The organism is Ruegeria sp. YKSF131 (genome assembly GCF_059612645.1).
Window position 1 is genome coordinate 26,722 of record NZ_JBXWQZ010000017.1, and the last position, 17,250, is coordinate 43,971.

The following is a 17,250-nucleotide window of genomic DNA, read 5'->3' on the forward strand; positions in this document are numbered from 1 at the left end:
AGACCTGCGCTGACAAATGCCCGAGTTTCTGCAACCAGTAGCCAATTCACTGAACGGGAACGGATTTCAGATAAGCAGCAATGGCCAATCGGTCTTCATCGCTTAGTTTCGAGGTGTTCTCGATGACTTCGACCATTTCGCCTCCGGCGCTGTCATAATCCGGTGTGAAACCGGATTTCAGATATTCAGCGATGTCAGCCTCGGACCAGTCAAGCTGGGCGGTGGTCAGACCGGGGATGCGCCCCTTGCCATTCGGATTTGGCGCTCCGGTCAGCCAGAGATCCCGCTTCAACCCTCCCAGTCCGTTTCGCGGTGTATGGCATTCCGCGCAGTGCCCCAAAGCTTCCACCAGATACCGCCCCCGGATTTGCTGGTCGGTCAAATCACCTTCAACCACCCAGCCCGAGCCTGAAAACAGAAATTTCCACAACCCCAGCCCGCGCCGGATATTGAAAGGGAAACCAACGTCATGCGGGATACTTGCCGCATCAGATGCAGGCAGGGTGTTCAAAAACGCATGAAGCGCCGCGACGTCCTCGACCGTCATCTTGGCATAAGAGGTATAGGGAAAGGCCGGGTAATAATGTTGTCCCTTTGGTCCTGTTCCGTGTTTCAGGGCATTGGCCAGATCCAGCACGGACCATGATCCAACTCCGGTGTCTGGATCACTGGAGATGTTTGGAGCTACAAACGTACCGAAATCCGTTTCAAACCGGCGCCCGCCTGCTAGAACAAGCTTTCCTTCCTCGCTGGCATCCGGGGCCGAGTGGCACGAGACGCATCCTGCTGAATAGAAGACAGACGCCCCTCTGGTCACGTCGGGGGTCAGACCGGCCAACCGGGCTGGATCAACCCTTTGCGGCCGGGTTAGCAGCAAACCGGCCAACCCGACCAAAAGCATGACTAGAACGGCGAAAAGTAGAATGCGCCGCACTGATCAATACTCCTTTAATTTTCTGGTGCTCTGTATGCTTTGTGACAGGCCGAACAGGCTCCGCCAAGTTGGCCCATCGCCCCTTTCAGAGCTTCAACATCCTGACCTGCCGCAGCCTGCATCGCAACAGCGGCATCGGCCAGTGCCTGCCCTTTGGCCCCGACATCTGCGAAGTTTTCCCAAATAGCGGGCAAGGCGCGGGTTGACGGGTCTGACACATTATCCGATCCGGCTGGCCACATCGCGGACTGGTCGATCTGCGACACAACGACAATATTATTTGCGGCTCGCGTAGCTGCTTCGGCATCATATTCTGCCTCTCCCTTGGCCATGGCGCCCAACGTGCCAAGGTTGAAAGCGTAAAGCTGCATAATCGAAGTCCGCGCTTTTACAGCCGGGTTTTCGCTATCCTGAGCAATTGCAGTTCCAACTACGGCCAAGGACAAAAGACCTGCCGCAAAGATCGAAGACTTCTTTATCATGGTGTGGCTCCCTGTTTAATGTGCCATATGATAGCTTGAACGATTTTTCTTGTAATTGTTTGTTATTCGGCCTCTCCTGTTCATTTATGAACAACGACAATTGGGACGATATTCGGTATGCCCTCGCCGTCAGCAAACACGGCTCGTTGAATGCGGCGGCGACAGCCCTGGGCGTTGCACATGCAACCGTCCTGCGCAGAGTTGCCGCCTTCGAACACCGATATGGCTGTGTTGTTTTTCGGAAAGACCCGTCAGGGTATTCAGTACTTCCCGAAGCCAGAACAATTCTGTCCGCCATGGAAAGCGTTGAAGACGCCGTGCTTTCGGTAGAACGCGCCGTTGTGGGCGCAAATCGTTCGCCTGCGGGTCATGTGCGTATCGCGTCCACGGACAGCCTTTGCCAGTTTGTCCTGCCACAGATACTAAACTCAATTTCCGCCCTCTATCCGAGCCTCGAACTGACGATCCTCAGCGGTAACAGTCACCATGATCTGACCAGGTTAACTGCGGATATAGTTGTCCGCCCTTCAGTTCAACTTGGTGAAGGGTTGACCGGAGAGCGCGCAGGAACGTTGTTCTTTGGGGTTTACAGTGACGGTACCCGTGACCAAAAATGGATGCGGCTTGATGGGGCTCTCAGCCGTTCACTCCCGGCCAAATGGTTGGCTGAACATGTTCGCGCCGATGACATGACAAACGGAGCAGACAGTTTTCTGGTGCTTCAGCAGATGGTTGCATCGGGTGCGGGGCGAGCTTTTTTACCTGCTTTTATTGGCGACGCTGATCCCCGGCTTCACAGGTTGAACGACATTGATCCCAGAATCGAGGTTCCACTTTGGGTCGCGACGCTAGAGGAAATCGCACACACGCCAAGATTTGCGGTCGTGCAACGGGCTCTGGTTGAACACCTGCCGCATGCGCTGGCTGGGTGACGTCACAATTGTAGTGTCCTGGTAGGTCGCTTTGCGTTGAAATCTCCTGCAAGCCGTGGCGGGTGCCCTGCACCTGCAACAGGACATCCTGCGCCGCGATGCACAGGTTTTCACCGCCGCTCCAGGTAGTCCATTCCGTATCTGCTTCGCAAAGACGTGTCAAAGGTACTTTGGGATGGGCCAGATGTGCGACACCTTGCTGCGAACATTCCAACGCAAGTGGTGGAAAGCCCCAGAGATAATGTGCCGTCCGCGTCATTCATCATTTACAAATAAAAACATTCATCTTAATGATTGTGTATGAGCAGAGACCCACATTTCTCCCGGCGCACCTTCCTGTCTCAGGGCGCATGTCTGGCGCTCTGCCTGCGACCCAGTTTTGCGATTGCGGAGATGACACTTGGCCAATCGGCAAGGATTTCGACTTTGTCAGATGGGTATCTGTCGTTGCCGCCCGAAATGGTCTTTGGCGCAATGCCCGAGGCAGAGCTAACAGAACTTCTGAACCGCTATCAGGCAGATCTGACCAGTTACCAGCCCGAGTGCAACATTGTGCTCTACCGCGATGACCAGAATACCATACTGTTCGACGTTGGAGCCGGGCCCGACTTCATGCAAACCGCTGGCAAACTTCCGGAAACTCTGGACGCCGTCGGGTTGTCTCCGGATGAGGTCACGCAGGTGATCTTCACCCATGCACATCCAGATCACATCTGGGGTGTGCTGGACGACTTCGGAGATCCACTCTTTCCCAATGCCAGATTTCATCTTGGCCGCACGGAATGGGACTATTGGTGGAACCCCGCAACCGTGGAAACGATAGGGGCCGACCGCACGGCCTTCGCGGTGGGCGCAAAGCGGCGCATGGAAGCCATCGAAGGCATGGTTGCGTTTTTTGATGATGGGCAGGAAATCCTTCCCGGTATCGCAGCACGCGCTAGTTTCGGGCACACGCCCGGACATATGGCCTTCGAGATTCGCAAAGGCAGTGACGCGGTGATGGTCGTGGGCGATGCGCTCGGCAATCCGCACGTCGCGTTCGAGCGTCCGGACTGGCGCAGCGGTACGGATCAGGACCCCGACGCCGCGGCAAGTGCACGGAAATCGCTGCTGGATCAGATTTCTCATGCCCAAATGAATATTATTGGATTCCATCTGCCAAATGGCGGATTTGGCCGTGTCGAAAAGGCCGGTTCGACCTATCGATTTATTGGAGAGCCTGCATGATGCGCGCTTTGTTGATTGCCTGTACCCTGGCCACACAAACCTGGGCCAGTGAGGATATTGCTGACCAGTACCCGCAGAGCGTTCTTTACTCGAAACCTGTCGAGTTTATTCCCGGCGTCTTTTCTGCCATAGGCGCAACCGCACCCCCAACCTATGAGAATTCGGGCCACAACAACAACCTCAGCTTCATCGTGACCGGAGAGGGCGTTGTCGTCATCAACGGTGGCGCGGCTTATGCGCTTGCCGAAGCGCTTCACAAGGAGATCCAAGCGATCACGGATCAGCCCGTGAAGCTTGTCTTTAACGAAAACGGTCAGGGGCACGCCATGCTGGGGAACGCCTACTGGTCGGAACTTGGAGTGCCCATCGTTGCTCATTCAGATGCGGCGGCTGAATTCGAAGAATATGGGCCGCAAATCCTTGAAGGGATGCAGGCATATAACAAGGACAAGGCAAAAGGAACTTTTCTGGCCGGTCCGACAGAAACGTTTGACGATGAATACATCGTCGAACTCGGCGATTTTCGCATCGAGGCCAAACATCTTGGACCTGCGCACAGCCCCGGCGACATTTCGATCTGGTTGCCCAATCAAAGCCTTGTCATCGCGGGTGACATGGCATTTCACGAACGTATGCTGCCGATCTTTCAGGACACCTACACCGCAGATTGGCTTGAGACCTGGGACAATGAGTTCGAGGCACTGGAAGCCACATATGTGATCCCCGGGCACGGTCATCCTACGAACATGGATCAGGTGCGCCGGTATACACATGATTATCTGGTCTACCTGCGCGCAAAGATACGCGAACATATGGATGCAGGCGGGGATCTGGCCGAGGCCTATTACGTCGACCAAACCCTTTATGCCCATTTGGACACGTTCGAGGAACTGGCCACAAAAAACGCCGGTCGTGTCTACGAACAGATGGAATTCGAATAAGTCAGGACCGCCGAAGAACGAGCATTCGCATCATCATCCGATGGGTGGCGACGGCCCCGACCCACATCGAGAAGACGGCAAGCCACGCAGTTATCGACAAGGACGATCCCCCGGACAATCCGGCACCAACGGCGCAGCCACCTGCCAACATTGCACCAAATCCCATCAAGACGGCCCCCACAAGGTAGCGCTCCATCGGAGTATCCGGGCCAAATTGTTCGATCTTCCACTCGCCGGAAAGAATGGCAGAAACAGCGGCGCCAATTGCAACGCCCGGAACCAGACCAATGCCAAAGGACAGGGCAATTTTCCGCTCAGCCACCAGCGCCATCAATGTGTCCGTTGCCGGGCCGGTGAACGTGACCGAAGACACCGGCACGACGTCGAAGGAGGCTTGTGCAATCGCAAATGTCATCAACCAGCCAAGCGCCACAGCGACACCAACTCCGGCTGCCATGACAATCTTTGTCATTGTAACCTGCTGGCGCGCTGCAAACGCAACGGCCAGAACAAATGTCCCCGCGGCAAAGGCTGAGTATGCGATCGGCGAAAATCCAAGTAGTGCCGAAAGGTCGCGCGCGTTGCCACCTGCGATCGTCCAAAGACCGGACAGCGCCTCGCGCGCGGGGCTGAGCACACCTGTGTAAGCCGCTTGCGCGACCAACGTCAGAACCAGCCCCGTCACCATTGCCCTAAGGTTGCCGCATGAGGCCAACACCAACAGGCGCGACGCGCATCCGCGCGCCAAAATCATTCCGACGCCAAACATCAAACCGCCGATCACCGCGCCACTCAGGCTGCCTGTCGACGCAATTGACCGCGCCTCGGACAAATCCAGCCATTCAATCGAGACGAACCCCTGTACCAGCGTCAGCGCCGACGTGAACGCGACCAGCCAGACGGCCAGACGGGGGCCAAGCTCGCCCTCGGCGACTTCAACAGTGGATGCCCGCAAACAGAATTGAGATTTCTGAGCGGTGACTCCGAACAGGATGCCAACAAGCAAACCGGCGGCAGCCAATGTGCCCGAATCTCCCAGCAGATCGATGAGGCGTTCCATAGACAAAACTCTCACCTCTTTACGTGTCCGTCTTTGCCTTCCGTCAAGTTCTCACTGTGCGGCCATCGGTTTGCGCGCAAGCTGGCACTGTGTCCACAATGCACCCAACGCCTCGACCAACAGGGTTACATCTTCTGACGAATGTACAGGTGACGGCGTAATCCGAAGGCGTTCGGTGCCTTTCGGGACAGTAGGATAGTTTATCGGCTGGATATAAATCCCGTAGTCGCGCATCAAAACATCCGAGATGAAGCGGCACTTGACCGGATCACCGACCATGACCGGGATAATATGGCTTGGGTTGGGCGTGTGCGGGATGCCCAAAGCGTCCAGCCTGCTCCGAACCTCGCTTACGCGTTGCTGATGCAGGCACCGCTCCTCATTGCTATGCTTGAGGTGCCGGACGGATGCTGCGGCGCCGGCGGCGACGGCCGGGGGCAATGCTGTGGTAAAGATAAATCCGCTGGCAAAGGAACGGACAAAGTCGACAAGTTCCTTTGACGCCGCGATGTATCCACCAACCACGCCGAACGCTTTGCCCAACGTGCCTTCGATAACCGTCAGGCGATCCATCAGCTCTTCGCGTTCAGCGATGCCGCCACCGCGCGGCCCATACAGCCCGACGGCATGAACCTCGTCCAGATAGGTCATCGCGCCGTACCGATCCGCCAGATCGCAGATTTCGGCAATCGGCGCGATATCGCCATCCATCGAATACACACTTTCAAACGCGATCAGTTTTGGTGCGTTGGATGGCAGGTCCATGAGATGTCGTTCAAGGTCCTTCAAATCGTTATGCTTCCAGACCCGCTTTGCGCAACGACTGTGACGGATACCCTCGATCATCGACGCGTGGTTCAATTCGTCGGACAGAACCGTGATACCGGGAATTCGCGAAGCCAGAGTTCCCAAAGCAGCCCAATTTGAAACATACCCGGACGTGAATAGCAGCGCTGCTTCCTTGCCATGCAGATCCGCAAGCTCCTGCTCAAGCAGAACATGTTCATGCGTGGTCCCCGAAATATTCCGAGTCCCGCCAGCCCCTGCGCCACAGGTGTCGATCGCGCGGTGCATGGCCGCCAGAACCTTTGGATGCTGACCCATTCCCAAATAATCGTTCGAGCACCAGACTGTGACTTTCTCAGGTCCGTTTTCTGCATGGTTGTGTGCAGTTGGAAATGCTCCGCAATGACGCTCAAGCTCGGCGAAGACCCGGTAATTTCCTTCGGCCTGCAATTGCCCTAGCTGATCAAGAAAAAACTGTTGGTAGTTCATGTCAGTTTCCAACGGCTTCTTCTACGATACCGGCCAACAGGGCTTCGACTTTCTCCATCGGTCCGTCAGGATAGCTTCGGTAGCCCACTTTGACACCGCCTTCGTCCTCGGCCACGAAGATCCCGTAGGGGCAATAGCCGATATTCATCGGGTCGGCCTCCATCATTTCGCGCGAGAGCTTTGCGGAACAAAAGATAAATATTTCAGCGGCTGTGAAGATCTGCTTGTCGCTGCCGACATCCGCCCCCGTCCGGTTCAGCATGTCACCAACATGGCTCACATAATCGATAACCAGCCCCTGCCCAACAATTGCTGATTCAACGGCAAAGGTGGCGTCATCAAAGCTGCCGTCAAAGGGGACGGCAATGACCTCCCCTGCAAAAACCGGGTTTGCTAATGCAACCGAAAAGGCGGCTGATGCGATAAAGTGTTTCATGATGATGTTCCTCCTCCTGAACCACATTTCTTCAGATTTCACCGCCAAGGCTTTGACACCGGTCAAAGCCTTGGCGTTTCTTAACCGAACATGTCCGATGTGATACCGGCATACCAACCCAGCGACTCTTGGTAGGTTGCTTTTCTCAGGTCGGAGTCTTCGCCGGTCTGGCTGATAAAGCCGTCCACCTTGGCAATCTTTTCTGGCGTTGCTTCATAAGTCGCACCAACCTTGATCCCGTCATCCGTATCAATGAGCGACCAGCACGTGTTCGAAAACTTGGCCGGGAATATCTTTGATCCGGTCAATGCACCGCGAACGGCATTGGCGCAGACTTTCGCCTGGCTGTTGGCCGAAAAACCGGATTTCGGCATGTCGCCTTGCTGGCTGGCATCACCAAGAACATAGATGTCAGGGTCAGCTTTCGATGACATGTCCGCCGCGTTCACCGGTGCCCAGTTGCCATCGGTCACACCGGCCATTTCCGAAATACGCCCGGCTTTCATGGCCGGGATCACGTTGCAGACATCGACCTTGGTTTCTTCACCATCGATGGTCACCGTCATGGCATCCGGATTGACCGAGACATTGCCGCCGCCAAAATCCTCTCCGATCCAGTCGATCATGCCTTCGTAGTGGTCGGCCCAACCTTCCTGGAACAAAGACATCTTGGAGAATTTGTCTTTCGGATCAGCAATGATGATTTTCGCTGTCGGATTGTTCGCCTTCAGCACATGCGCAACCATCGAAACCCGCTCATAAGGTCCGGGGGGGCAACGGTACGGGTTCGGCGGCGCGACCATCGCAAAGGTTCCACCCTCGGGCATCGCCAGAACCTGCGCCTTCAACAGCTCGGTTTGAGAGCCCGCCTTATACGCATGCGGCATCTTGTTCTGTGCAGTCACATCCCACCCCTTGACCGCGCCATCGACAAAGTCGATACCCGGACTCAGGATCAGTTTGTTATATGGAATAGATCCGCCACCCGCTAACGAGACGGTTTTGGCGTCGCGGTCGACACCCACGGCCCAATCGTGAACCACGTTGATACCGTATTTTGCGGCAAGCGTGCCATAGCTGTGCGCAATGTCCGAAAGCTCCTGAAACCCGCCCAGATACAGGTTCGAGAAAAAACAGGTGTAATATGTTTTGGACGGCTCGATCAGGGTGACGTCAATCTCGCCCTTGCTGTCTTTGGCAATATAGCGCGCCGCGGTTGCGCCGCCTGCCCCGCCCCCGACCACCACGACACGGGGCTTTCCCTGCGCCAGCACCATCGGGGCCGACAGCCCGGCGGCAAGTACCCCTGCGGTTCCCAGAAATGTCCGTCTGTTGAGTGTCATCGCGTTTCCTCCCCTTGGGCATTGTCACTGTGGGTTGTTGAAGTAAGCGGCCAATGCCGCGATCTCATCGCTGCTCAGGCGGCCCGCGATCATCTGCATGACGGGATGGGGCCGCTGCTTGTCCTTGTAGGCGTGCATGGCGACAACGAAATCCTGGTCGGGCCAGTAAACGATCGAGGGAATCCCATCATCGCCTCCCTCTATCTGGTGGCATGTCGTGCATTCGCTGCTCAGATATTCGCCGTATTCTGGATCACCCTGTATCGCGAGGATTTCGGGGTTGACGGAATGGTCCGTTCTCTTTGCCGTTGGGTCGGCTTCGGGGATGTCCTGCGGGTTGTCGGAAAACACACGCAAATAGGCAATTACATTGGCCCGATCTTCCGGGTTCTCGAGCCCACGAAAGCTCATTCTGGTGCCGGATGCGAATGCGCGGGGGTTTTCAATGTAAGCCGACAATGTGTCGGCGTGCCATTCCAGCCCCGAAGTACCTGCACGGATCAGGCTTTTGGAATAGGTGAACTCCTCTAGCCCGGCAGCCCGGCGGCCAAATACACCATTCAGGTGCGGACCGATCCTGTTTTCAGCACCGGCGCCGACCTGATGACATTCTTTGCATTGGGCAAACACAAGTTTGCCGGCTACAGCATCGCCCAAGTCTTCGGTCGCGGTGGCGGCAGTTGTCAGGATACTCGCAGCAAACATGACACCTGTTGCCCACCGCCGCCACATGATCAGCTTCCGAACGACTTCAGGTAAACGATGACCGCGTCGATTTCATCCTGTTTCTTCAGCCCGGCAAAGGACATACGTGTCCCCTTCATGTAGGCTTTAGGCTTGGCCAGAAACGCGGCCATCTCTTCATCCGTCCAGATCAAGCCATCCTCGGCGGCAGCTTTCATGGCCTTGGAGTACTTAAAGCCTTCGACGGCGGCCGCATTGGCACCGGCAACGCCGTTCAATGCCGGACCCGTGCGATGCTTGGCCCCCTCGCCGACCTGATGGCATGACTTGCACTTCTTGAAAACTTTTTCGCCATTTTCGATCATTTCGGGATCAAGTGCCGCTGTGTCGTCAGCGGTTTCTTCGACCTCGACGGGTGCTTCCTCGGAAACAGATGCCGGGTCCGCGCTTTCAGCCCCGGCTTCGTCAGGCGTTACATCCAGAACGGCGGCGCGCATGGTGATTTCCACGCCTTCTTTGCAACCCACCATGCATGGCTCATCCGTCCAGAAATGCGCCTCGGCCGTTTCGCGGTCATCCACGATGAAACCCCCGGCATTCGGCATTTCCACTTCAAGGAAATTTTCGTGCGACAGCGTGAACTCATCATCAACGATGTCGTTGGAATACAGGATATAGGCGACAATCGCGTAAACATCGTCAGGCTCCAGCGATTGTGCGTCTCCAAACGGCATCGAACGGTTCACATAGTCCCATACCGTCGAAAGGTGCGGCCAGAAGGAGCCCACTGTTTTCAGCGGGTCCTTATCCGCAAGCGTGCCCTCGCCGCCCGCCAGTTTCGGCCAATTGCCCACACCTTCTGCAAAATCGCCATGACAGATCGCGCACCGTTCGGCAAAGACCTCTTCACCGGTGAACACGTCGCCGGACCCTTCGGGCAATCCGGTTCCGTCAGGTGCAACGTCGTGGTCCCATGCTGCGATTTCTTCGGGCAACGCAGGGCGCCCAAGTCCAAGCTTGTCTGCATGGGCTGGAACCGCCACGCACAACCCAAGGGCCGAGGCGGCCAATAGCTTACGATACTTCGACATTTTCCGCCTCTCCGCTTTCCTTGATCCACCAGGTCTGGATACAATTGTTGTGGTAGATCGAGTTCTCACCACGCACGTCGCGCAGCTGAGCTTTGCTGGGTTGGACGTAACCGGTCGAATCCTTGGCGCGGGCCTGCAACAGCATCTCTGTACCGTCCCAGTTATGGTCCAAATAAAACCGGGTCAGCGCCTTGTCTGTTCCGGGGGCCGCCAGACGCGCAGGAAACCAGTTTTTGCCACCATCCACCGACAAATCGACGCCGGTAATCGAGCCCCGCCCGGACCAGGCCAACCCGGTGATCACCAACGGCCCCGGCCCATGCGTGATCGGCGCTTGCGGGCTGGGCGAGGTGACGACCGATTTGGCGTCCATTACCCATGTCCATTTGCGTGATGTTCCGTCTTCGAGTGTATCCGTATACTTGGATGTCTCTTCGCGACTTTCGATAGCAATCTCGGTGACCTCGACCCGGCGCAGCCACTTAACCCACATGTTGCCTTCCCAGCCGGGAACGACCAGCCTGACCGGATAGCCGTGTTCTTTGCGCAAAGCCTCTCCATTGGCTTTGAACGCAACAAGTACGTCGTCCATTGCCTTTTCCAGTGGGATTGAGCGGCCGTTCGAGGAAGCATCCGCGCCTTCGACGTAAACCCATTTGCCTTCGGTCTTTACCCCCGCTTCTTCCAGCAGGGTGCGCAGCGGCACACCGGAGTATTCCATGTTGTGGATCATTCCGTGCGTGAACTGCGCGCCGTTGAGCTGCGCACCGGCCCATTCCATACCGGTATTGGCAGCGCATTCGCAGAAATAGATACGGTTTTCACGCGGGAAACGTTCCAGATCTTCATATGTGAAGATCAGCGGAGTTTCGACCAGACCGTTGACCATCAGACGGTAGTCCGCCTTGCTCAGCTCGATCGCACCCGAATGGTGCCGCTCGAACGCGCATCCCTGCGGGGTGATCGTACCGTCCAGCGCGTGGATCGGCGTGAAATTGATCGAACTGATCGTGTCTGCGGTCAACCACTCGACATTGCGCCGTACAACATCACTCTCGAATTGGATTGGCAGGCCGTAGGGGGTTGCATCCACGCCTTCGCCCGTTGACTGTGCCCATTCCTGAACCTGCGTGATCAGCGGGTCAGGGCCTGCGGCGCGCGCCGCTGAGGCTCCGACCGCACCTACGCCAACCGCGGCGGCACCGCTTAGAAACTGGCGACGCGATGGGGCTTTTCCCCTTGGGTTCTCGCTCATCTTGTTTGCCTCCGTCATTCGATCAGCAAATCTTGTATTCAATGTTTGAAGTTCGGTTCGCGCTGTCAGGCTCCGATCACCTCGACCGATGTATTCGGTTCGACAGTTACGGTACCCTGGCTGCGAATGTGGTTTTCGACGACATCCCAGATGGGCGGGCCTTCGGTGCCTTCGTTGACGCTGGCCCAACCGGCCACAACATAGGATTTCGCCGGATCAATCGCCTCACCAGTCTTGAGCAGGGTCATGTCGCTGATCCGCTGCCCTTGCGGTTTGGTCACATCGATACGGTATCCAAGTCCGCCGACACGCACCATGTCGCCACCCTGCTGGTAATAGGGATCGGGGTTGAACAGGTTGTCGCCAACATCCTCGAGGATCACGTGAATGAACTCACCCGTCATTTCCGTGCGATACGCATTCGGATAAGACATCGAGGTGACGTTCCAGATATCCTCGCGCGTGATCTCGTGACCGGGCAGGATCGACGGTCCCCAGCGCACACCCGGCGACATGGCAATATCCGCCTCGCGCTCGCTGATCAGTGCGTCACAGATCAGATCGTCCCACGTGCCATTGAAGTTTCCGCGGCGATACAGCAGCGAGTCCGTCTTGCCAATCACTTCGCTTAGCGCCGCATCATATGGTGAACGCTGTTCGTTGATCAGGGCCGTGATTGCCGGATCAGGCGCGATGACGTCTGAAAAGACCGGGATCAGCTTGTGCTTCAACCCCATCATCTGGCCATCCCGCACGTCCAGATCAACGCGGCTGACGAACTTGCCGTTCGAGCCGGACGCGATGATATGCGTCTTTTCGACCAGAACCGGTTCAGGCAATGCGTCATGGGTGTGACCGCTCAGGATTACGTCAATCCCCTGAACACGGCTCGCCATCTTCTTATCCACGTCAAAGCCGTTATGGCTGAGGACAACGACCACATCGGAACCGGCGTCGCGCACCTCGTCCACCATGGCCTGCATGTTCTCATCCCGGATCCCGAACGAGTATTCCGGGAACATCCAACTGGGGTTGGCAATTGGCATATACGGGAAAGCCTGTCCGATAACGGCAACTTTGGCCCCGCCGCGCTCGAAGAACTTGTAGGGCCTGAAAAGTTCCGCAGGTTCATCCCATTCCGCGTCAAAGATATTCTGACCTAGCGCCGCAAAGGGCAAACCTTCGACGATCTCGTTGACCCGCTCGCTGCCCAACGTGAACTCCCAATGGAATGTCATCGCATCGGGCTTGAGTGCATTCATCACGTTGACCATGTCCTGACCCGCCGTCTGATAGCAGGTATACGAGCCATGCCAGGTGTCGCCCCCATCCAGCAACAGCGCATCTGGCCGGTCGGCACGGATGGCGTTGATAACAGTCGAGACCCGGTCAAGCCCTCCGACGCGGCCATACGTTTTTGCCAATGCAGCAAAGTCATTGTAGGTAAGCGCATAGGCGGACGGGCTGCCATCTTCGATCCCATAAGCCTTGCGAAACGCGGCCCCCGTCACATGCGGCATTTGCCCGCGCGCGTCTCCGATGCCCAGATTGACCTCGGGCTCGCGGAAGTAGATCGGTTTAAGCTGCGCGTGGATATCGGTGATATGAATCAGGCTGATATTTCCGAAGGTCTCAAATTCCAGCAACTGGTCCTGGCTCAGGCTTTGCTGGGCCGCCAGCCTTGCCCAGTTCCCTAAACCGGATGCCCCATATAGCGCTGAGGCCGCCATGGAGACCTGTAGAAAATCACGTCGCGATATCATCTGTCGGCTTTCCTGTTTCACATATAAATGTGTGAATGTAGTAGAAATGAAAAACCCGCGCCCGACAATCCCGGCGCGGGTTCTTTGTTACTGGCGTACCGACGGCGTTTCGACCGAAAGCCCATTGCCGCGCGATGCTACATAAAGCTCCAGTGCGCGGAATTCGTCCGAGCCTTCTGCAAAGGTTTCAGCGCGTGTATCGCGAATACAGCCGCGGAAGCGATTGTGGCGCGAGATCAGCTTGGCCTGTTTCAGACGATAGGTCGGGAAACCGTTGACCATCCCCTGGCTCAGATGGTCGGCCCGGATCATGTTGCCCCAGTTGTCTTCGTGACAGTTGGCGCAGCTCAACTCCAGCTGACCATATCGTGTGTAGTACATTTCCTTGCCCTGCTCCCAATACGGGGCCGCATCACCATCAATGGCGACATTCATGGGCAATCCACGCGATTGCAGAGCGATCAATGCCACCACACCCTGCATATCCGCACCCGACCACTTCCACGCGTCCGCTTCCATGCGTTCCGTGCGGCACTTGTTGATCAGGTCTTCCATTACCACCAGCTTGCCGGTTTCCGCATCGACCTTGGGCATAGATGCCTGCAACCCCTCAAAGCTTTCCACGTCACTGTGGCAGGACGCGCAGCTTTTGCCAGCCGCCCCATCGACAGTCTGGTACAGGTCCGAGGCCTGATCGACAAATACCATCGCCGGGTTGTCGAAATCGTCGATCTGCAAAGCCTGGGTTTCATCGGTCCTGAAATGCCACCCCGAGTAAATCGTATCGAAGTTCTCGACATGGGCCGGGGCTTCGGTCACCGAAACCATTTCCAATTCTTCGTTGATCACCAACTTGTCTTCGTCAGGTCCGGCGGCCACTGATACTGGGAATGCCAGAACTGCCGCGATCGCCGTGAGTGCTTTTTTATTCATTGCGTTCCTCCCTTGGGTGATCAGCGCAGGTTTCGCCACCGGCGCTGATCTGCCAGTGCGGTCGAGCCGTCAGGCGATCTCGATCGAGTTTTTTGTGTCGTAAACAGAACCGTCATCGTCATACCACGTGAAGACGAATTCCCCGGCTTCGGGCACGGTTGCATCGAATTGAAAGTACGGGTTTGTCGAAATCGCTGGTTCCATGGCCACGTCTATCACGAGTTGGCCGTTAAACTCGCAGGTGAATCGGTTGATGATCGACCGCGGGATAACGTTGCCTTCCTTGTCCTTTCGCTGACCGCTTTCCATATTGTGGCTAATCAGCGTTTTGATCGTGACTGCTTCGCCAGCAGCGGCTGTTTTTGGAACCTTGACGCGGGGTTTTACACCGGATGCCATTGGTTGTTCTCCTGTTCTTCAGGGCGCGCGGCGATCAGCCGCCGCAGCCGCCAATTGTCACTTTTACGGTTGCCGAGGCCTTGGCAAAGCTGCCATCAGCCATTTTGGCCACAGCAATGACATCCTGCGTTCCGGCAAGTCGAATACGGGTCGAAGCCGCCTGTGCAGCAGCCAGCGGGCCAAAGTTGAACGTGGCAACGCCGGGCTCGGGGTTTCCGGCTGCTACGATCAGGATTGCAGCCGCACCCGGCGCGCTGACTTCGATCGGAACGGTGTTTCCGTTCTCGGCAATTTCCGGCGCCGTCAGTGTCACACCGCCGTCGGCCATGTCTGCACCGCCAGTAAACGCAGCTATCGCGTCTTCCGCAGCCGCATTTGCGCGGAACGGCATCAGGGTCAGGACCGCAGCGCCCAGACCGAGAGCCAGAGTCTCGCGACGAGAAAGTTCCATTTTCAATCTCCTTTGGATCCTCACGAATTCACGCCTGAAAGCGTGATTATTGTTCTTTAAGGGTTGCGAGGAACGCGACGACGTCCTCGATTTCCTGTGCAGTCAGGATTGACGTCAAAGGCCCTGACGGGGCTTTGCCCGTATAGGCGTCGCCTGGACGGATATATCCGTCATCCTTGTAGAAGGCGGGCATGACCGTTCCGTCAAACGTCATCTTGGCATTTGCAACCAATCCTCGAAGCTCCGCTTCGGACCACCGATCCCCGGCCCCATCCAGCAGCGGACCGACTTCGCCATGGAACGGAATATCCGCCAAGGCCGTGACCTGATGACAGGCCACACAGTTGCCCTTGGATTTCTCGCCCACGATGACCGCACCGTTTGCCGCATCGCCAGCGACGCCGGTCAATGAAGCCTCCACCGCGCCATAATCGTCAAACTGTACGTCTTTTGGTCCTGTTTCTGCCGCGATGGCGGCACTGCCTGTTATGATACAAGCCAAAGTCAAGTGTCTCAGCTTCATGATCCCTCCCATTTGCTACCGCGCCGATGGCGCTTTGCGACCCAAAGCCTCTGTGTACCGTAGTCGACGGGCAGGGTTCATCGCAACATTAAATTCATCTTAATGAATTTTTTTATTTATATTGCGCCGCATCAATCTTGCGAAACATTGTTTCGCTCTTGAATGCGGCGCGCATGATACCGTTGAAAATCTTCCCCATTATCAAGCTCGTACCGTTTTTCATTGACCCAGGTAAAAAGATCGAGGGTCGTTCCCTTCGAGAACGCCCCGGGCATGACCGCAACGGCCGCTTCGATTGCTGTGGCATCCTCTGATACGTCCTCCGGTAAGAAAACCAATGTAGGGGTGAACAGAATCCCCCATTTGCGCATCAGTGATCTTTGCTCGGCTTCTTCTCCGTCAAAATCGGTGGCCAAGGTGCTTCCGTGTAAGTCCAGCTGAACGACAAAGAAGTTTTCTTCGATATACGAAGACAGGTCGGGTTGGGGGAAAACCTCTTCATGCATTTTTTTGCAGTAGATGCAGCCCTGTTGTTCAATGAACAGAACCAGCCGCTTACCTTCCCCCCTCGCCTCTTCAAGGTCTTCACGAAGGTCTTTGAACGTGTCTCGCATCCACGGCGTTTTATGCAGACCGTCATCCCCCAGTTCAGCTGCGGAAACCGCCCCTGCAAACAGCCCTGTAATCAAGAACAGTATTACCCGTGTCATGGTGTCCTCCCGAATTAGCCGATGGCCGCCAGCCAAGGCATGTGATCCAGCATCCATTGTGCGATTAGATTTATGGTATTGGTCGCGATCAGGATGCCAAAAAGAATCAGCAAGACACCCATCGCCTTTTCAATGATTCCCAGATGTTTCCGGAAGCGCGCCATCCATTGCATGAAGGGTCGAACCAAAAAGGCTGCCAGAACAAACGGCGCCGTCATGCCAACCCCATAGACAAACAAAAGCGCGGCACCGCGCCAAGCGGTTTCGGTTCCGGCCGCCGTGAACAGGATCGCCGCCAGAACCGGCCCGACGCAAGGCGTCCAGCCAAAGGCAAAAGACAGCCCCAGAACATATGCCCCGATCACGCTTACATTTGTCGTCTTGCCGATATCTGCACGGAACTGTCGATACAGGAACCCGATACGGAAAAGACCCAGAAAATGCAGGCCCATCGCGATGATGATGAGCGCAGCGATCCATCGCAGAATGTCGAAATACGCGCGTACTATCTGACCAAAGATCGACGCCGTGGCCCCAAGCGCCATGAAGACCGTGATGATCCCGGCGGCAAAAGCTATCGCTGACAGGGTCGCCCGGCGGCGAACATCCGGGGTGATCGTCGAACCAGCCGAAATCTGCTCCATCCCGACACCCGCCAGATAACTTAGGTAGAACGGGACTATGGGCAGAATGCAGGGGGACAGGAAAGACAAAAGCCCCGCGATCAGAGCCCCTGCAAACGTGATGTCGAGCATGGTCAAATCAGTCCTGACAGGCTATTATTCATACATTCAAAATAATAAAGATATAC

19 protein-coding genes are annotated in these 17,250 nt (G+C 56.2%); 3 read left to right on the plus strand and 16 right to left on the minus strand.

Going from position 1 to position 17,250, the window contains the following annotated elements:
* Positions 1 to 46 precede the first annotated feature (46 nt).
* Together AC2FLZ_RS08260 and AC2FLZ_RS08265 are read right to left on the minus strand one after the other, a co-directional pair.
* A complete protein-coding gene (locus AC2FLZ_RS08260; RefSeq protein ID WP_496882056.1) occupies positions 47 to 934 on the minus strand; it encodes a c-type cytochrome in 888 nt (295 codons plus the stop codon).
* A 14-nt stretch (positions 935 to 948) separates the two neighbouring features.
* A complete protein-coding gene (locus AC2FLZ_RS08265; protein ID WP_480478107.1) occupies positions 949 to 1,416 on the minus strand; it encodes a c-type cytochrome in 468 nt (155 codons plus the stop codon).
* An 86-nt stretch (positions 1,417 to 1,502) separates the two neighbouring features.
* On the opposite strand from AC2FLZ_RS08265, the gene AC2FLZ_RS08270 reads away from it, so the two are divergent.
* The 3 genes from AC2FLZ_RS08270 (at position 1,503) to AC2FLZ_RS08280 (ending at position 4,516) form a co-directional block, all read left to right on the plus strand.
* Positions 1,503 to 2,348, plus strand: a complete 846-nt coding sequence (locus AC2FLZ_RS08270; protein WP_496882057.1) for a LysR family transcriptional regulator — start codon at positions 1,503 to 1,505, stop codon at positions 2,346 to 2,348.
* Between the two features lie 300 nt (positions 2,349 to 2,648).
* The gene (locus AC2FLZ_RS08275) at positions 2,649 to 3,575 is read left to right on the plus strand and encodes an MBL fold metallo-hydrolase (RefSeq protein ID WP_480495932.1); all 927 of its coding nucleotides are present in this window, start codon (positions 2,649 to 2,651) and stop codon (positions 3,573 to 3,575) included.
* Positions 3,572 to 4,516 carry an MBL fold metallo-hydrolase gene (locus tag AC2FLZ_RS08280; protein WP_480555199.1) on the plus strand — a complete coding sequence of 315 codons (945 nt, stop codon included), beginning with the start codon at positions 3,572 to 3,574 and terminating at the stop codon, positions 4,514 to 4,516. Before AC2FLZ_RS08275 ends, AC2FLZ_RS08280 begins: the two co-directional genes overlap by 4 nt.
* Position 4,517: 1 nt before the next feature.
* On the opposite strand, the gene AC2FLZ_RS08285 is transcribed toward AC2FLZ_RS08280, so the two are convergent.
* The 14 genes from AC2FLZ_RS08285 to AC2FLZ_RS08350 form a co-directional block, all read right to left on the minus strand.
* Positions 4,518 to 5,576 (minus strand): YeeE/YedE family protein, encoded by a 1,059-nt coding sequence (locus AC2FLZ_RS08285; protein WP_496715928.1) that lies wholly within the window; start codon positions 5,574 to 5,576, stop codon positions 4,518 to 4,520.
* 51 nt (positions 5,577 to 5,627) lie between these two features.
* The gene (gene hemA / locus AC2FLZ_RS08290; RefSeq protein ID WP_480555201.1) at positions 5,628 to 6,851 is read right to left on the minus strand and encodes a 5-aminolevulinate synthase; all 1,224 of its coding nucleotides are present in this window, start codon (positions 6,849 to 6,851) and stop codon (positions 5,628 to 5,630) included.
* A 1-nt stretch (position 6,852) separates the two neighbouring features.
* Positions 6,853 to 7,287: a DUF302 domain-containing protein gene (locus tag AC2FLZ_RS08295; RefSeq protein WP_480520613.1), complete on the minus strand. Its 435-nt coding sequence runs from the start codon at positions 7,285 to 7,287 to the stop codon at positions 6,853 to 6,855.
* A gap of 80 nt (positions 7,288 to 7,367) precedes the next feature.
* The gene (locus tag AC2FLZ_RS08300; protein ID WP_480555202.1) at positions 7,368 to 8,630 is read right to left on the minus strand and encodes an FCSD flavin-binding domain-containing protein; all 1,263 of its coding nucleotides are present in this window, start codon (positions 8,628 to 8,630) and stop codon (positions 7,368 to 7,370) included.
* 24 nt (positions 8,631 to 8,654) lie between these two features.
* The gene (locus tag AC2FLZ_RS08305; RefSeq protein ID WP_480478212.1) at positions 8,655 to 9,335 is read right to left on the minus strand and encodes a c-type cytochrome; all 681 of its coding nucleotides are present in this window, start codon (positions 9,333 to 9,335) and stop codon (positions 8,655 to 8,657) included.
* A gap of 29 nt (positions 9,336 to 9,364) precedes the next feature.
* Positions 9,365 to 10,405, minus strand: coding sequence for a c-type cytochrome (locus tag AC2FLZ_RS08310; RefSeq protein WP_480555203.1), 1,041 nt, complete (start codon positions 10,403 to 10,405; stop codon positions 9,365 to 9,367).
* Positions 10,389 to 11,660 (minus strand): sulfite dehydrogenase, encoded by a 1,272-nt coding sequence (gene soxC, locus AC2FLZ_RS08315; protein ID WP_496882058.1) that lies wholly within the window; start codon positions 11,658 to 11,660, stop codon positions 10,389 to 10,391. Before soxC ends, AC2FLZ_RS08310 begins: the two co-directional genes overlap by 17 nt.
* Before the next feature lie 65 nt (positions 11,661 to 11,725).
* Positions 11,726 to 13,423 (minus strand): thiosulfohydrolase SoxB, encoded by a 1,698-nt coding sequence (gene soxB / locus AC2FLZ_RS08320; RefSeq protein ID WP_496882059.1) that lies wholly within the window; start codon positions 13,421 to 13,423, stop codon positions 11,726 to 11,728.
* Between the two features lie 87 nt (positions 13,424 to 13,510).
* A complete protein-coding gene (soxA, locus tag AC2FLZ_RS08325) occupies positions 13,511 to 14,356 on the minus strand; it encodes a sulfur oxidation c-type cytochrome SoxA (RefSeq protein ID WP_480495916.1) in 846 nt (281 codons plus the stop codon).
* 69 nt (positions 14,357 to 14,425) lie between these two features.
* Entirely contained in the window at positions 14,426 to 14,755 is a 330-nt protein-coding gene (soxZ, locus tag AC2FLZ_RS08330; RefSeq protein ID WP_480495914.1) for a thiosulfate oxidation carrier complex protein SoxZ, read from the minus strand.
* A 34-nt stretch (positions 14,756 to 14,789) separates the two neighbouring features.
* Positions 14,790 to 15,206: a thiosulfate oxidation carrier protein SoxY gene (soxY, locus tag AC2FLZ_RS08335; protein WP_480520617.1), complete on the minus strand. Its 417-nt coding sequence runs from the start codon at positions 15,204 to 15,206 to the stop codon at positions 14,790 to 14,792.
* A 46-nt stretch (positions 15,207 to 15,252) separates the two neighbouring features.
* On the minus strand, positions 15,253 to 15,729 hold the full coding sequence (gene soxX / locus AC2FLZ_RS08340) for a sulfur oxidation c-type cytochrome SoxX (protein WP_480555208.1): 477 nt from the start codon (positions 15,727 to 15,729) through the stop codon (positions 15,253 to 15,255).
* Positions 15,730 to 15,860: 131 nt separating this feature from the next.
* Complete coding sequence (locus AC2FLZ_RS08345) at positions 15,861 to 16,439, minus strand: thioredoxin family protein (protein ID WP_480520688.1); 579 nt, start codon at positions 16,437 to 16,439, stop codon at positions 15,861 to 15,863.
* A 14-nt stretch (positions 16,440 to 16,453) separates the two neighbouring features.
* Positions 16,454 to 17,194, minus strand: a complete 741-nt coding sequence (locus AC2FLZ_RS08350; protein ID WP_496882074.1) for a cytochrome c biogenesis CcdA family protein — start codon at positions 17,192 to 17,194, stop codon at positions 16,454 to 16,456.
* Positions 17,195 to 17,250: the final 56 nt, after the last annotated feature.

Excerpts from the sequence above, each read along its gene's own strand:
- AC2FLZ_RS08270 (WP_496882057.1), top strand. The coding sequence starts at position 1,503 with ATGAACAACGACAATTGGGACGATATTCGGTATGCCCTCGCCGTCAGC.
- hemA (WP_480555201.1), bottom strand. The coding sequence starts at position 6,851 with ATGAACTACCAACAGTTTTTTCTTGATCAGCTAGGGCAATTGCAGGCC.
- AC2FLZ_RS08310 (WP_480555203.1), bottom strand. The coding sequence starts at position 10,405 with ATGTCGAAGTATCGTAAGCTATTGGCCGCCTCGGCCCTTGGGTTGTGC.
- AC2FLZ_RS08350 (WP_496882074.1), bottom strand. The coding sequence starts at position 17,194 with ATGCTCGACATCACGTTTGCAGGGGCTCTGATCGCGGGGCTTTTGTCT.
- AC2FLZ_RS08280 (WP_480555199.1), top strand. The coding sequence starts at position 3,572 with ATGATGCGCGCTTTGTTGATTGCCTGTACCCTGGCCACACAAACCTGG.
- AC2FLZ_RS08275 (WP_480495932.1), top strand. The coding sequence starts at position 2,649 with ATGAGCAGAGACCCACATTTCTCCCGGCGCACCTTCCTGTCTCAGGGC.
- AC2FLZ_RS08295 (WP_480520613.1), bottom strand. The coding sequence starts at position 7,287 with ATGAAACACTTTATCGCATCAGCCGCCTTTTCGGTTGCATTAGCAAAC.
- AC2FLZ_RS08300 (WP_480555202.1), bottom strand. The coding sequence starts at position 8,630 with ATGACACTCAACAGACGGACATTTCTGGGAACCGCAGGGGTACTTGCC.
- AC2FLZ_RS08345 (WP_480520688.1), bottom strand. The coding sequence starts at position 16,439 with ATGACACGGGTAATACTGTTCTTGATTACAGGGCTGTTTGCAGGGGCG.
- soxA (WP_480495916.1), bottom strand. The coding sequence starts at position 14,356 with ATGAATAAAAAAGCACTCACGGCGATCGCGGCAGTTCTGGCATTCCCA.
- soxC (WP_496882058.1), bottom strand. The coding sequence starts at position 11,660 with ATGAGCGAGAACCCAAGGGGAAAAGCCCCATCGCGTCGCCAGTTTCTA.
- AC2FLZ_RS08265 (WP_480478107.1), bottom strand. The coding sequence starts at position 1,416 with ATGATAAAGAAGTCTTCGATCTTTGCGGCAGGTCTTTTGTCCTTGGCC.
- soxB (WP_496882059.1), bottom strand. The coding sequence starts at position 13,423 with ATGATATCGCGACGTGATTTTCTACAGGTCTCCATGGCGGCCTCAGCG.
- soxY (WP_480520617.1), bottom strand. The coding sequence starts at position 15,206 with ATGGAACTTTCTCGTCGCGAGACTCTGGCTCTCGGTCTGGGCGCTGCG.
- AC2FLZ_RS08305 (WP_480478212.1), bottom strand. The coding sequence starts at position 9,335 with ATGTTTGCTGCGAGTATCCTGACAACTGCCGCCACCGCGACCGAAGAC.
- AC2FLZ_RS08285 (WP_496715928.1), bottom strand. The coding sequence starts at position 5,576 with ATGGAACGCCTCATCGATCTGCTGGGAGATTCGGGCACATTGGCTGCC.
- soxZ (WP_480495914.1), bottom strand. The coding sequence starts at position 14,755 with ATGGCATCCGGTGTAAAACCCCGCGTCAAGGTTCCAAAAACAGCCGCT.
- soxX (WP_480555208.1), bottom strand. The coding sequence starts at position 15,729 with ATGAAGCTGAGACACTTGACTTTGGCTTGTATCATAACAGGCAGTGCC.